Origin of the sequence: Chryseobacterium sp. 6424, assembly GCF_003692615.1 — a bacterium.
GTDB lineage: Bacteria > Bacteroidota > Bacteroidia > Flavobacteriales > Weeksellaceae > Kaistella.
Genome location: NZ_CP023540.1, coordinates 2,428,878 through 2,443,563, shown reverse-complemented (window position 1 = coordinate 2,443,563; position 14,686 = coordinate 2,428,878). Strand labels below are relative to the sequence as shown.

The following is a 14,686-nucleotide window of genomic DNA, read 5'->3' as shown; positions in this document are numbered from 1 at the left end:
CAGCTACATGACATCTTTAAACACCTATCAGAACTTCTATTTTGTCGGCATCGGCGGCATCGGTATGAGTGCGCTGGCGCGCTACTTCCATGCTTCCGGGAAAAAGGTGCTTGGGTACGATAAAACGGTAACGAAACTGACTTCGGCTTTGGTATCGGAAGGGATCGATATTGTTTTTGAAGATATAATTGATGATAAAATAGTAGGATTAGATAAAGAGAATACTTTAGTGATCTTTACGCCTGCGATAAAGAAACTCGGTATTCTCAAACACTTTCATGAAGAAGGTTTCACGGTGCTGAAAAGGGCCAAAGTGCTCGGCATGATTACCCAAAGTACCAACTGCATCGCGATGGCCGGCACACATGGCAAAACCACTACCTCATCTTTGGTAGCGCATCTCTGCAAAGAAGCCGATTTGTCGTTTTCCGCGTTCTTGGGCGGGATTGCAGAGAATTTTCATTCTAATTTTATATTTAACGGAAGCGATTTTTCGGTTTTAGAAGCCGATGAATACGACCGCAGCTTCCTGAATCTTTCACCCGACTGGGCCGTAATCACTTCAACAGATGCCGACCATCTGGATATTTATGGCGACACGGCAACTATTGAGAAAAGCTTCTGCGATTTTGCCGGTTTGGTGCCTTCAGCCCAACAACTGTTCGTAAGAAAAGGCATCAATATCGGTCGCGAGACGAAAACATACGCGGTAAATGAAGAAGCCGATTTTTATTCCGATAACATCCGCGAAATTGGTGATAAAATATATTTTGATTTCCACACAGAAAACGAAACAGTTAAAGACTTCGAGTGGGAAATCCCGGGTATCCATAATGTAGAAAATGCTACTGCGGCCATTGCCTTGCTGCATTCATTAGGGGTAGATTTTCAAACGCTAAAGCGCGCTATTGCCAGGTTTAAAGGCATTAAAAGAAGATATGCCAAGCACACGTACGGGGACAAAATTTATATTGATGATTATGCCCATCACCCCACCGAACTTGATGCGGTCATTGGCTCGGTAAAAACTTTTTATCCGGATAAGAAGTTGCTGGTGGTCTTCCAGCCACATTTGTTTAGCCGTACACGGGATTTCGCGGATGCTTTTGCGCAAAGCCTCAGTGCTGCTGATGAACTGGTTTTACTTGATATTTATCCGGCAAGGGAATTACAGGAGAATTTTGAAGGCATCACCTCCACATGGCTCGCAGAGAAAATAGCGATGGAAGCGAAGGAAGTTGCCACTCTTGAAAATGCTTTTGAAATCATTAAGAATAAAAATTTCGACATCCTGCTTACCGTGGGCGCAGGAAATATTGATACTTTGTACGATGGTATTGTAGAATGGCTTTCAGCGAAAACTAATATCGCAACAGTGTAATGAAAAAGAAATTCAGAATATTAAAAATATTGATTACCGTAATCATCTTCGGATTTTTGCTGAGCTTTTCTTTGAAGAGATTTCACCACAAACCGATGGAAAAAGTGACGGTAAACCTGCTGAAAACTACCCGCCCCGTCTATTTCATCGATGAAAAAGAAGTGAAGCAGATGGTTGAAAAATCCAATCCCGGTAAAAAAGTGGGGGATATTGATATTCCGGAGCTTGAAAAAGAACTCAGGGCCTTGCCAGCCGTAGACAGCGCCAATGTATATCTGAACCTTAACGGTAACCTGACTATCGATATCCGCCAGAAAGTTCCGGCATTCCGGCTCAGCAGAGGAGATGAGGACTTTTATGTCGATACCAAAGGAACAGAATTTCCTGTTTCTAAAAATTACTCGTTCCCATGCATGCTGGTCACCGGCAAGGTAGATCCCTCGGAATATCCCAAACTGGCCGAACTCGTGTATAAAATAGAGAAAGATGAATTTAGCAGGAAATATTTCATCGGGATCTCAAAAGAAAAGGGCGGCTACAACCTGCTCACCAGTACCGGAAATTATAAGGTAGAAATTGGCGATCTGGACAAAATACATTTAAAGGTAGAAGGTTTTAAAACATTCGTAGAGAAATATCTTGTTTATCAGCAACCTGAAAAGTACAGCAAAATATCAGTAAAATACGATAACCAAATCGTTACTACCTTAAACCCCAATTTCAAAGAAAACGACAGTCTGATAAATCTTGGTCGAAAAGAACTGGCAAAAACCCCAACCGTAGCAGATGCGGCAAAAGCCAGAACCAACTAGCCCATACATTCGGATCAAATAATAGCAGAAAAAAAATCAAATCGACATACAGAAATGGAAAATCACGAGTATTCAGTAGGACTCGACATTGGTACCACTAAAATTGTGGCCATTGTGGGACGGCGAAATGCCCACGGCAAGATCGAAATCCTCGGCGTAGGCACCGCCAAAAGTTTAGGCGTTCACAAAGGCATTGTGAACAATATTTCGCAAACCATACAATCCATCAAAGCCGCCGTTGCCCAGGCCCAGGCAAGCTCGGGGGTAGAGATTAGCAAAGTTACAGTAGGGATCGCGGGCAAACATATCCGTTCGCTGCAGCATTCAGATTATATCATGCGCGATAATCCCGATCAGTACATCACCGAAGATGATATTGAAAAACTGAAAGATCAGGTCAAGAAACTGGTCATGTTGCCTGGTGAAGAGATCATCCACGTACTTCCGCAGGAGTATAAGGTAGATTCCGAAGGCGAAATCCAAGAGCCGGTAGGTATGCACGGCAAACGTCTCGAGGCCAATTTCCACGTCGTGGTAGGGCAGATGGGCAGCATCCGCAACATCGCCCGATGTGTGCGCGAAGCAGGTCTGGAGATGGAAGCACTAACGCTGGAACCATTAGCTTCGTCCGAAGCCGTACTTACCAAAGAAGAAAAAGAAGCCGGTGTGGCGATTGTAGATATTGGGGGCGGTACCACAGATATTGCGATTTTTAAAGACAACATCATCCGTCATACCTGCGTAATCCCATACGGTGGCGGCATCATTACCGAAGACATCAAAGAAGGTTGCTCGATTATCGAGAAACATGCGGAGCAACTTAAAGTAAAGTTCGGCTCAGCAGTGCCAGAACTTGAAAAAGATAGTACTTTTGTAACCATTCCCGGATTGCATGGTCGGCCCGATAAAGAAATCAGCCTTAAGACGCTGGCCCAGGTCGTAAACGCCAGAGTAGAAGAAATCCTGGAAATGGTGAATACCGAACTGAAAGCCTACGGCGCTTTTGAACAGAAGAAGAAACTGATTGCAGGAATTGTGTTGACAGGCGGTGGCTCCAACCTGCGTCATCTGCGTCAGTTAGCAAATTATACCACAGGTTTTGACAGCCGTATCGGGTTTTCGAATGAGTATATTGCTAATGATAGAAATCAAGCCCTTAAAGGTCCCGAATATGCGACCTCAATCGGTTTGTTGATGGAAAGTCTAAAAATCCGTGATAAGAAAAGCCATGTAACCGCACCGACGGAAGAACCAGAGGCAATAGACACCCCAGCAGAGAATGTGGCAGAAAAAACAGCGGAAGTAACTGAGGAGGAAATGGTGACACAACACACCGAAAAGCGCCGGAACAAGCTTACCATCGGCCAGAAAATTATGGAAAGCGTAAAGAAATTCTTCGAAGAAGTAGAGTAAAAACCCAAGGATGAATCGCAGGCCACCATACCTGTGGATAATCGATTGATTAGTTATAAAAAATTTAGTTATGGAAAATATGAACACCCCAGGATTCTCCTTTGATCTACCAAAAGGCAATTCATCAATCATAAAAGTTATTGGTGTTGGGGGCGGCGGTAACAACGCGCTGAAGCACATGTACGAAAGAGGCATCCACGGTGTAGATTTCGTGATATGTAATACCGATGCCCAAACCCTCGACAACAATCCCGTTGCAAATAAAGTACAGTTAGGCGTTTCCATCACCGAAGGCCTCGGTGCCGGCGCCGACCCCGAAGTAGGCGAAAAAGCCGCTATTGAAAGTATAGAAGATATAAAAGCTGCCATGGGGCAGAATACCAAGATGGTTTTCATTACCGCTGGTATGGGCGGTGGTACCGGTACCGGTGCTGCGCCAGTAATTGCCAAAGTCGCCAAAGACATGGGCATCCTTACCGTAGGTATCGTTACCGTACCCTTTAGTTTTGAAGGTAAAAGAAGGCTTGAGCAGGCAGATGCCGGGTTGGATAAACTTCGAAATAACGTAGATTCTTTAATCGTCATTAATAACGATAAACTTCGTCAACAATTTGGGAACCTCGGTTTCAAATCTGGTTTTTCTAAAGCAGATGAGGTACTAACCAATGCCGCAAAAGGCATGGCAGAGGTAATTACCGGCTACTTTGATGTAAACATCGACTTCCGTGATGCCAAATCGGTGCTCGCCAATTCCGGTACCGCATTAATGTCCAACGGTATTGCTTCCGGCGAGAACAAAGCCGAAGAAGCTGTGAAAAAAGCCCTTGATTCTCCACTGCTGAACGACAACAAAATCACCGGCGCACGCAACGTACTGTTACTCATCAGAAGTGGCTCTGAAGAAGTTACCATGGATGAGATCGGTGTAATTATGGATCATATCCAGAAAGAAGCTGGCCATACCGCAGACATTATTTTTGGGGTGGGTACCGATGAGGAATTGGGAGATTCCGTAAGCGTACTGGTCATTGCCACCGGTTTTGCAAAAGATCACCAGAAACATTCCGGCATTTCCGAGAAAATTAAATTCTCACTGTCCGATGAAATATCCGTAGCGCCAAAATCAGAAACTCCGGTAAGCCAAAAAACAGAACGCGAAGAAATTCGCCGCGAAGATTTTACGCGTCGTGGCCTGTTTGTTTTAGATGATGAGGATGACCGCCCAACACCGGAATTTTCAGTGAAAAATGTAGAGACCACTACCGCCGGAAATCGCGAGACTTCTGCTGAACGACAATTTTTTACCCTTGAAGAAGAAGAATTTACCGCACCGCAACAGCATAGCGCGGACAACAGTTCAGACTTCGGTCACTTTTCACTTGAAGATGAAAGTACAGAGGAGCCAGAATCTCATTCAATTAAATTTGATGTAGAAGATGAGCCTGTAAAGAAAGAAAATAAAAGTGCATTTCCTAACGATAAGCCCAACGAATTCACTTTTTTCGTAAACGAACCGATTGAGGAGCCAATGGCTGAAGCACCGCAGCCAAAAGCAGAAATCAAAGAACAACCGGTTCAAAAATCCACCGTACAGGTGCCACAACCCGTTGAAGAGATAAAGGAGACGCCAGTAGAAACCTATGAGGACGAATTTACCTTTATCAGCAAGTCCACGTCAAACGAAAAAATATCTGAAAGACGGAACAAGCTTAAAGAGTTCAATTCGCGCTATCAAACCGCCGAGGCGGATAACGACTTTGAGCGTGTGCCGGCTTTTCGCAGAAAAAATATTTCGATTGATGGGAACAACGCTTCAGAACACCGCATCAGCACGTTTCTTTCCGAAGATAACGGCAGGATGCAGGTGCGCGAAAACCGTTTCCTCAATAAAGATGTAGATTAAAATTGGCTTCTGAATAAAAAACATCATGAGTTTAGAAAATACCATTAATGACGCGATTAAAACCGCAATGCGTGAGAAAGATAAAACCGCACTTGATGCTTTGCGGGCAGTGAAATCTCAAATCATTTTACTCAAAACTGAAGCCCGCGGTGCCGAGGTATCTGCCGAACAGGAGATTGCCATTTTGCAGCGCATGATCAAGCAGCGTAAGGATTCGTATGAGCAATTTGCGGCACAGGAGCGGACAGACCTGGCTGAGGTGGAAATGGCACAGATGAAAATCATTGAAAAATTTCTGCCACAGCAATTATCTGCTGAAGAATTAGAAACAGAGATAAAGAGAATTATTGCTGAAACAGGTGCTGAAAGCGCCAAAGATTTAGGAAAAGTAATGGGAACCGCCAGTAAAGCCCTTGCAGGTAAAAGCGACGGAAAATCCATTTCTGAAATGGCTAAAAAGCTGCTTTCCTAATACCCGGGCAGTGTACACTGCTCTATTTACCAAGGATATTCAACCTTTGCATATCGATTTGATTGAGCCCGAGACAATTATTGTTTCGGGTTTTTTTAGGACTTTAGATTCAAGGGAAACATGGGATAGCACAATGTGTAACCTTCATTGTTCATTACAAAATTGCATATGCAAATGATTGTTTAAAAATTCGTAAATTTGTGTTCAATCATTAACCCTTAATTAAAAACCATTCAATATGTATCCAGAAGAATTAGTAAAGCCGATGAAGGCAGAACTTACAGATAAAGGATTTCAGGATCTATCCACTCCCGAAGAAGTGAAAAACGCGCTTACTAAAGATGGGACTACCCTGCTGGTCATCAACTCGGTATGTGGTTGTGCGGCTGGTGCTGCGCGCCCAGGTGTATTATTCTCCCTCACCGGCGATAAAAAACCAGATCAGTTGGTCACAGTATTTGCAGGTGTAGATAAGGACGCGGTGGCGGAAGCCCGCAGAATGCTAGCACCATTCCCACCAAGTTCCCCAAGCGTGGCGCTCTTCAAAGATGGCGAACTCGTACACATGCTGGAGCGTCATCACATCGAAGGAAATCCTGCCGGTGCTATTGCCGCCAATCTGCAGGCTGCTTACAATGAATACTGCTAACTAAAACAGTTCAGATAAGAATTCCGTCGTTTCTAAAGGCGGAATTTTTTTTGCATCTGAAAGTAACGGTTCTCTAAACGAAAAATATTATATTTGTCTCAATGGCAACAAAGGCACTTTTCAATACCGTAGTTAATTGGTTTATCCGCCAGCGGATCGATCAGATTCAGAATTTCATGGAGCGGCCGATGGAAACCCAGCACGGCGTACTTTTTTCTCAGTTGTATCATGCCGAAAATACCGATTATGGAAAAATCCATGGTTTCAGCTCCATCGCTACTTATGAAGATTTCCGGAGAAATGTTCCGATCGTTACGTATGAAGACTTTGAGCCTTATATTGAAAAGGCGCGCCGTGGCACGCCCGATGTATTTTGGCCCGGTTACATCCGCAAGTTCGCCAAATCATCAGGCACCACGAATGCCAAAAGCAAATTCATTCCTATTTCTGAAGAAAGTTTAGAAGACTGCCATTTTAAGGCCGGTAAAGATCTGTTGTCTATTTACGCCAATAACCACCCGGAGAATACTTTGTTTCAGAATAAAAACCTACGTTTGGGCGGAAGTTCGGAATTGTATGAGGATTATAATACGAAATTTGGTGACCTTTCAGCAATTATGATCGAAAACCTGCCGTTCTGGGTAGAGATTACCACTACGCCAAGCAAAAAAGTATCTCTGATGTCTGAATGGGAAAGCAAGCTGAAAGCCATCGTTGCCGAAGTGAAGCATGAAGATGTAGGAAGCATCACCGGTGTACCGAGCTGGATGATGGTTTTATTGCAGCGAACGCTTCAGGACACAGGACATCAGACCGTCTCTGAGCTATGGCCAAACCTTGAGGTCTTTTTCCATGGCGGTATCAGCTTTAAACCTTATCGCGAACAATACCGTAAAATTATCGGGAAAAACATCAATTACTACGAAATTTACAATGCCTCCGAAGGTTTTTTTGCCATTCAGGACCAGCCTAACAGCGATGAAATGTTGCTGATGTTGGATTATGGCATCTTCTACGAGTTCATCCCCATGGAAACCTTTCATTCATCAGACCGTAATGCCATTCCGCTGCAAGAGGTTGAATTGGGTAAAAATTACGCGATGGTGATTACGACCAATAGTGGTCTTTGGCGTTATTTAATTGGTGATACGGTGCGATTTACCTCTCTTTCGCCTTTTAGGATTAAAATTTCCGGCAGAACGAAGCACTACATCAATGCATTTGGTGAAGAACTCATGATTGATAATGTTGAGAACGCTTTGGCCAAAGCCTGTGACCAAACCGGCGCGTCGTTAACGGATTTCACCGGTGCTCCCGTATTTATGAAGGACGGCGACAGCGGCGCCCACGAATGGATTTTTGAGTTTTCGGAAATGCCCGATGACCTTGAAAAATTTACAGATATCTTTGATGACACGCTGAAATCCTTGAATTCCGACTACGAAGCCAAACGCTATAATAACATGACCCTGAAGCGGCCATTGGTGCATGTGGCAAAACCGCAACTCTTTTATCAATGGATGTCGGCACGCGGTAAACTTGGTGGACAAAACAAAGTGCCACGGTTGAGCAACGACCGTGAATATATAGAACCGCTATTGGAGATGAATCGGTAATTACCGCACCGTATCCCGGCGTTTCGTGCTAAGGTCGGCCTGTACCTTCTCAGCGCCTTTTTCTACTTTTTCAGCACCTTTTTGGGCGGCAACTTTAATGTCTTTCCCTGCCTCATTGAGGGTTTTTCCGGCTTCATTCAGTTTTTCTTTTGCGTTATTTACCGTAGATTGTATGGTAGCAGAATCCAGCGCGGAAGTTTTTTCAGTTTCAATGGTTTTCACGCTCACAGTTCCATCGGAATTTTCAATGGTTTCTGTCTTGGTTTCTGTTTGCGAGCAACTGCTTAAGACTGTTGCTGCAATAATCAACACGCCTGTATTTTTCATAAGACAAATTTTTATACTTAAAAATTCATTTACAAATACATGACCAAATATTATGGGGAAGGCCTTTAATCTTTCAGAAATTGAAAATAAGCCTTAAGGACCGCCGCATTTTCTACAGCCGTAGTATCTACTTCAAGTATTTTAGGCTTGGCATCAGGTTTAAAGAAGTTATCCAGAATACGGATGAGTGTATCTTCGTCATCTGCTTTGCTGTAAGAGAAACCGAAATGTTTGGCCAGATACTCAGCATTGTGGTGATGACGGGTAAGAATAAATTCCTCTAACGCATTGGTCGTATCGGGCCCTGGTATGAATTTGAAGATTTCGCCACCGGCATTGTTAAAAATGATGATACGTGTATACGGCGGGATGTAGGGGTTCCATAATCCGTTGATGTCATAAAAGAAGCTCACATCACCGGTGACCAATACGGTTTGCTGCTGTTGGCGCATCGCAAAGCCCATGGCGGTGGAGGTAGAGCCATCAATGCCGCTGGTGCCACGGTTGCAGTGGATATGGTTTTTTTTGTACTCAAAAAGTTGCGCGTAACGGATCGCTGAGGAATTACTGAAATGCAACTGTACGTTCTCCGGAATTTTATCAGATAATATCTCGAAGAATTTAAAATCCGAGAAAGAGGTCTTCAGGCAATACTCCTGGTGTTTAAGGTCTTTTTTATCACGCAATACATCCCATAGGTTGTAGTACGCCTGCGGTTCGGGAGTAATATGCTTCAGCAATTGGGAAAAAAAAGCTTCGGGGCGGCTCTCGATTTTTTCATTGAGGACGAAGAAAGTGTCTGGGTGCCACGCTTCATCAATATGCCAATGATTTTTTGGCGCAGCTTTCCTCAGAAACTGTTTCACTTTCTTAGAAACCACGTTTTGGCCAATAGTAATCAGCAAATCCGGTGCATAAGTACGGTAATCCTCTTCAGTGAAGTTGAAGATATAGCGGTCGATATACGGGAAGAATTTTTCATGATGCAGATTCGAGTTTACCTCTGTCAGCACCACGGCAGAATGGTTTTTCACCAATTGTGCGAGTTGCATCTGCAACTCTTCACTGTAATCGCGTGTGCCGACCAATATAAGCACCCTTTTTGAAAGATGCCAGTTAGCAGCCAGTCTAGGAGGTAAGGTATAGGTCTTTTTCTGTAAAGTTTTTTCTACCGGCGGGAAAACCGGCAGTTCAGCCATCATTTCATAAAGCGGTTCCTCTAATGGGATGTTGATGTGCACCGGTCCTTGCTTTTCGATACAGCGTTCGATAGCTTTTTTTATGATACTGAAATTCTCTTCCTCCGCATTTGTTTTTGAGTCTTCTACAAGCTGAAAATCGCCATACGAATGTTGTTGGAAAATCCCTTGTTGGCGGATGGTTTGTCCATCGAAAATATCCACATAATCAGAAGGGCGGTCTGCCGTAAGCAGCAATAATGGGATGTTTGAATAAAACGCCTCTGTCACAGCCGGATAATAATTAGCTGCCGCGGAGCCGCTGGTACACGTTAACGCGACTGGCTTTTTCTCGCTTTTGGCCATGCCAAGACCTACAAAGCCAGCGCTTCTTTCATCCACAATACTATAACAGTTCAGCCCATCAGTTTCAGAAAAATGAATCGCGAGTGGCGCATTTCGGGAGCCTGGCGAGATCACCACGTTAGAAATTCCGTATTCTTTCAAAAGGTAGGCTAACAGTTGAATGCTGCGTTTGGCGGAGTATTGTTTCATGTGGGTTTTTCAATAGCTGCAAATTTACTTATAATTAAGTTTTAAATAGTATTTGAGAAATATTTAAACGGATCGGGCAGAATTTTCTGTCCGTTTTTGTTGTATAAAATCTTTAGAGAACAAGATAAATTTTTTATATTTGGAAAAATTAAATAAAATTATTATGAAGAAAATTTCTTTTTATCATTAATGTTATTAGGCTCAGTAAGCATAACATTAAATTCTTGTAGTGAGAGACAAGAAATTATTGAGAATGCCAATGAAAATTTAATAACGAATTTTAAAAAACAAGTTGTTAGTAGCACAGGAAAAAATAGTTCTAATGTTGTTTTTAGCGATATGAGATCTACAGATGAGTTTTTAAACTCGAAGATTGATGGATTGATTGTTGAGTTTGATTTAGAAAATAGAAAGGCTTATTTCACAAATGAATTTGAAGATGGAAAAATTTCCTTTGATTTACAAAAAGATAGTAATGATGTCTTCAGACTTGAAAATGCAGTAACTACTCTACCTCAAAACTCTAACGGCAGAGAAAAGCTACCTAGCTGGCTATGCGGTGCAAGTTGTGTAGCGCAAGGATTTGGAATATCATTGTGGGATGGTCCAGCTCCATTTATGGATGTTGCAGCAGCAGCTTATACATATGTGTGTGCAAAAGATTGTTAATATGGAAATTTGGTTTACAATAGCTCTAATTGCGGTGCTTTTGCTCACACGCGGCAGAACAAACTCTGTGAGAGATAATTTTACAGTCCAGACTCTTATTTTAGCAGCTCTGGTAGCGATATTAGTTTATAATGCTCTTAATTTTGAAGATTATTTATATTGGTATCTGAAAGTGGCAATAGTACTCTGTGCGTTAGTGCTTGGAATTCCAAAATACCTTACAAAGCTTAAAAATATATAGTTGTTAATTTCTATAAACGACGACGGACAGATTTTTCTGTCCGTTTTTTTGTGCATCAATTCAGTTTAGCATTTCATTTGTAATTTAGCATCATGGAAATTTTAGATGTATTGATTATCGGCGCCGGACCCATCGGTTTGAACTGTGCTTTGGAAGCCGAAAAGAACGGTTTAAATTATCTGATCATTGAAAAAGGCACCATCGTCAATTCACTCTATCATTACCCGTTGTACATGCGCTTTTTCTCGACGGCCGAAAAACTCGAAATCGCTGAAATTCCCTTCATCACAACTTCTCCAAAACCCGGCAGACAGGATGCGCTGGAATACTATCAGGGAATTGCGCGGCAGAAACAACTCAAAATTAATCTCTACGAGAAAGTTTTAAAGGTTTCAAAAAATAATATCCTCGAAATTGAAACCTCGAAAGCAAATTATCTGGCGAAAAACGTAATCATTGCCACCGGTTTCTATGATATTCCGAATCTGTTAAACATCAAAGGCGAAAACCTACCCAAAGTAAAACATTATTACACTGAACCGTATCCTTACGCCAACCAGAAAATTGTGGTCATCGGCGCGAGCAATTCCGCTGTGGATGTGGCGCTGGAAACTTATCGAAAGGGAGTGGAGGTCACCATGATCATTAAGAATTCGGAAATTTCAAAGTCGGTTAAATACTGGGTGAAGCCCGATATTGAAAACCGTATTGCGGAAGGAAGCATTAAAGCATATTTTAATTCAGAAGTCGTTGAGATTAAAGAATCAACGGTCCTTTTTAAAGATGAAACGGGCAACATTCACGAGATCGAAAATGATTTTGTGTTGGCAATGACGGGTTATCTTCCCGATTTTGAATTTCTTCAAAATTCCGGTATCGAATTAGAAGGCGACAAGCTCATCCCGGCCTACAATTCCGACACTATGGAAACCAATGTCGAAAATCTGTATTTGGCCGGCGTTGTCTGCGGCGGCAAAGACACCCACCTTTGGTTCATCGAAAACTCGCGGATCCATGCGGAGATTATTATAAATCATATCATCAACCAAAATAATTCGGTTTCCTGAAAGAGATTCGGCACATACCTGATATCTTTAAAAGCACTCAGACTGCCAAATATCATCCGTCCATTTTACGAAAACATTCACCGGCCGCGCAAATCTTTCGTAACTTTAACTACCTAAAAATCAAATGCCGGTCATTTCCTTTTTAGCATTCCATTAAATAATTTAAACAAATATATTATGAGTGCTAATACCAAAGATCTACGCAACGTGGTGCTGCTCGGGCATTCCGACAGTGGCAAGACTACGCTGATTGAAACAATGCTTTACGAGGGCGGGGCCATCAAACGCCGTGGCTCCGTTGAAGGACAGAACACGGTGAGCGACCATACCGACCTGGAACACGAAAAAGGCAAAACCATCTTCTCCCACCAGATGTTCGTGAACTGGAAAAACAACAAAATTAACATGATCGATACCCCAGGATTTGACGATTTCGTTGGCGAAGTCGTTTCTTCGTTAAAGGTGGTCGATACCGCGATCATCGTGCTGAATGCCGCCAACGGCGTGGAAGTGGGAACTGAACTCGTGTGGGAATATGTCGAAAAATACCGGACACCCGCCATTTTCGTCATCAACCAGATGGATCATCCGAAGGCGGATTTTGAACGAACTTTAGAACAGGCCAAAGAAAGATTCGGTCCTAAACTCGTTCCGCTTCAGTATCCGTATAATTCCGGCGCGAGTTTCAACGCAATCATCGATGCTTTGCGCATGGTGATGTACGAATTCCCGGAAAATGGCGGCAAACCAGAGAAAAAACCAATTCCCGAAAGTGAAATGGCACGCGCCAACGAAATGCACAACGCTTTAGTGGAAATCGCCGCCGAGAATGAAGAGGGTTTAATGGAAAAATATTTTGAGGAAGGCAACCTTTCCGAAGATGATTTGGCCAAAGGTATCACCATAGCACTCGCCAAGCAGCAGTTTTTCCCAGTATTCGTCACCAGCGGACTGAAAGATATGGGCAGCGGCAGGCTGATGGGTTTTATTGATGACATCGCACCGTCACCCGCCGACAGACCGGCCCGCAAACTCGAAAACGGCGAAGAGATTTCCTATGATCCGAACGATAAAACCACCATATTCATCTACAAAACCATTTCTGAACCGCAGGTCGGCATGGTTTCTTACTTTAAAGTTTTAAGCGGAAAACTGAAACCCGGCGATGAATTGGTCAACGCCAATAACGGCGAGACAGAACGCATCTCCCAGCTTTTTGTAGCCGAAGGTAAAGACAGGATTCCCGTGGATGAACTGGTAGCGGGCGATTTGGGTGTAACGGTTAAACTTAAATACGGACATTCGAACAATACCTTGAATTCAAAAGGTCTCGACAGAAAGATCCGCCCAATGCAATTCCCCGAAAGCCGCATCCGCAAAGCAGTTTCAACCGATTCTACGGCCGATATGGAAAAACTCGTCTCCGCACTTCACCGCATCGAGGAAGAAGATCCCACGCTGAGAGTCGAGCATTCTGCCGAGCTGAAACAAACCATCGTTCACGGCCAAGGCCAGTTGCATCTCGATCTCGTGAAGCAACGCATCCAGAAGGAATTTGGCGTGAAGATGAATTTCGAGAATCCTAAGATCCCTTACCGCGAAACCATCACAGGCCAGGCAGAAGCCGATTACCGCCACAAGAAACAGTCGGGCGGCTCCGGCCAGTTTGGCGAAATACACATGCGGGTGGAGAACTACTACGACGATATGCCCGAACCTACCGGCGTAAACATCCGCCAGAAAGATATCGAAGATTTGCCTTGGGGCGGCAAGCTCGCCTTTTACTGGTGCATCGTGGGTGGCGCGATAGACAACCGCTACATCGGCGCCATCAAGAAAGGCATTATGCAGCAGATGAAAGAAGGTCCGCTTACCGGTTCGCATTGCCAGAACGTGCGTGTAACCGTGTACGACGGCAAGATGCACAGTGTGGATTCCAACGATATTTCATTCCAGCTGGCGGCTTCAGGCGCTTTCCGCGAAGGTTTCCATAAAGCCAGGCCGCAGTTGCTTGAGCCCATCTATTCTGTTGAGATCCTTTGTCCGGACGAAGATACCGGCGATGTGATGGGCGATCTGCAGACGCGCCGCGCCATGATTTCGGGGATGGATTCTGAAGGGCATTACCAGAAAATCCTGGCTGAGGTTCCACTGGCCGAAATGCACGATTACGGTTCCACCCTGCGCTCCATCACGGGCGGACGCGCAAAGTTCACGATGAAGTTTTCGGAGTATCAGTTGGTGCCGCCGAATGTTCAACAGGAGCTGGTGAAGGTTCATGCTAGTTTGCAGGAAGTTTAATCGACCAACGTCATTGCGAGCGAAACGAAGTGGAGCGCGGCAATCCCTTGTTTAAGAAAACGTTTTTAATCATGGGATTGCTTCGTCGCTCCCTTTGGTCGC

Annotated in this window: 13 protein-coding genes; 11 read left to right on the top strand and 2 right to left on the bottom strand. The window is 43.8% G+C overall.

The annotated features are described in order from the left end of the window. The first annotated feature begins 7 nt into the window (after nt 1–7). The 7 genes from murC to CO230_RS11410 all read left to right on the top strand — a co-directional run bounded on the left by murC (nt 8) and on the right by CO230_RS11410 (nt 8,246). On the top strand, nt 8–1,381 hold the full coding sequence (murC, locus tag CO230_RS11440) for a UDP-N-acetylmuramate--L-alanine ligase (RefSeq protein WP_122028719.1): 1,374 nt from the start codon (nt 8–10) through the stop codon (nt 1,379–1,381). Next, a complete protein-coding gene (locus CO230_RS11435) occupies nt 1,381–2,193 on the top strand; it encodes a cell division protein FtsQ/DivIB (protein WP_228438147.1) in 813 nt (270 codons plus the stop codon). The genes murC and CO230_RS11435 overlap by 1 nt, the downstream gene beginning before the upstream one ends. Nucleotides 2,194–2,247: 54 nt before the next feature. Beyond that, nucleotides 2,248–3,606: a cell division protein FtsA gene (gene ftsA, locus CO230_RS11430; RefSeq protein WP_122028718.1), complete on the top strand. Its 1,359-nt coding sequence runs from the start codon at nt 2,248–2,250 to the stop codon at nt 3,604–3,606. A 70-nt stretch (nt 3,607–3,676) separates the two neighbouring features. After that, nucleotides 3,677–5,509, top strand: coding sequence for a cell division protein FtsZ (ftsZ, locus tag CO230_RS11425; protein ID WP_122028717.1), 1,833 nt, complete (start codon nt 3,677–3,679; stop codon nt 5,507–5,509). A gap of 25 nt (nt 5,510–5,534) precedes the next feature. Further along, entirely contained in the window at nt 5,535–5,981 is a 447-nt protein-coding gene (locus tag CO230_RS11420) for a GatB/YqeY domain-containing protein (protein ID WP_122028716.1), read from the top strand. Between the two features lie 238 nt (nt 5,982–6,219). Further along, nucleotides 6,220–6,630, top strand: coding sequence for a BrxA/BrxB family bacilliredoxin (locus tag CO230_RS11415; RefSeq protein WP_122028715.1), 411 nt, complete (start codon nt 6,220–6,222; stop codon nt 6,628–6,630). A 101-nt stretch (nt 6,631–6,731) separates the two neighbouring features. Continuing rightward, complete coding sequence (locus CO230_RS11410; protein WP_122028714.1) at nt 6,732–8,246, top strand: GH3 auxin-responsive promoter family protein; 1,515 nt, start codon at nt 6,732–6,734, stop codon at nt 8,244–8,246. On the opposite strand, the gene CO230_RS11405 is transcribed toward CO230_RS11410, so the two are convergent. Together CO230_RS11405 and menD are read right to left on the bottom strand one after the other, a co-directional pair. Further along, entirely contained in the window at nt 8,247–8,573 is a 327-nt protein-coding gene (locus CO230_RS11405) for a hypothetical protein (protein WP_122028713.1), read from the bottom strand. A gap of 65 nt (nt 8,574–8,638) precedes the next feature. After that, on the bottom strand, nt 8,639–10,306 hold the full coding sequence (gene menD / locus CO230_RS11400; protein ID WP_122028712.1) for a 2-succinyl-5-enolpyruvyl-6-hydroxy-3-cyclohexene-1-carboxylic-acid synthase: 1,668 nt from the start codon (nt 10,304–10,306) through the stop codon (nt 8,639–8,641). 189 nt (nt 10,307–10,495) lie between these two features. Here menD and CO230_RS11395 point away from each other — a divergent pair, with 189 nt between their 5' ends. The 4 genes from CO230_RS11395 (at nt 10,496) to CO230_RS11380 (ending at nt 14,584) form a co-directional block, all read left to right on the top strand. Beyond that, a complete protein-coding gene (locus CO230_RS11395; RefSeq protein WP_122028711.1) occupies nt 10,496–10,975 on the top strand; it encodes a hypothetical protein in 480 nt (159 codons plus the stop codon). Nucleotide 10,976: 1 nt separating this feature from the next. After that, nucleotides 10,977–11,216: a hypothetical protein gene (locus tag CO230_RS11390; RefSeq protein ID WP_162990034.1), complete on the top strand. Its 240-nt coding sequence runs from the start codon at nt 10,977–10,979 to the stop codon at nt 11,214–11,216. Nucleotides 11,217–11,308: 92 nt separating this feature from the next. After that, a complete protein-coding gene (locus CO230_RS11385) occupies nt 11,309–12,283 on the top strand; it encodes a YpdA family putative bacillithiol disulfide reductase (RefSeq protein ID WP_122028709.1) in 975 nt (324 codons plus the stop codon). A 177-nt stretch (nt 12,284–12,460) separates the two neighbouring features. Then, the gene (locus CO230_RS11380; RefSeq protein WP_122028708.1) at nt 12,461–14,584 is read left to right on the top strand and encodes an elongation factor G; all 2,124 of its coding nucleotides are present in this window, start codon (nt 12,461–12,463) and stop codon (nt 14,582–14,584) included. Nucleotides 14,585–14,686: the final 102 nt, after the last annotated feature.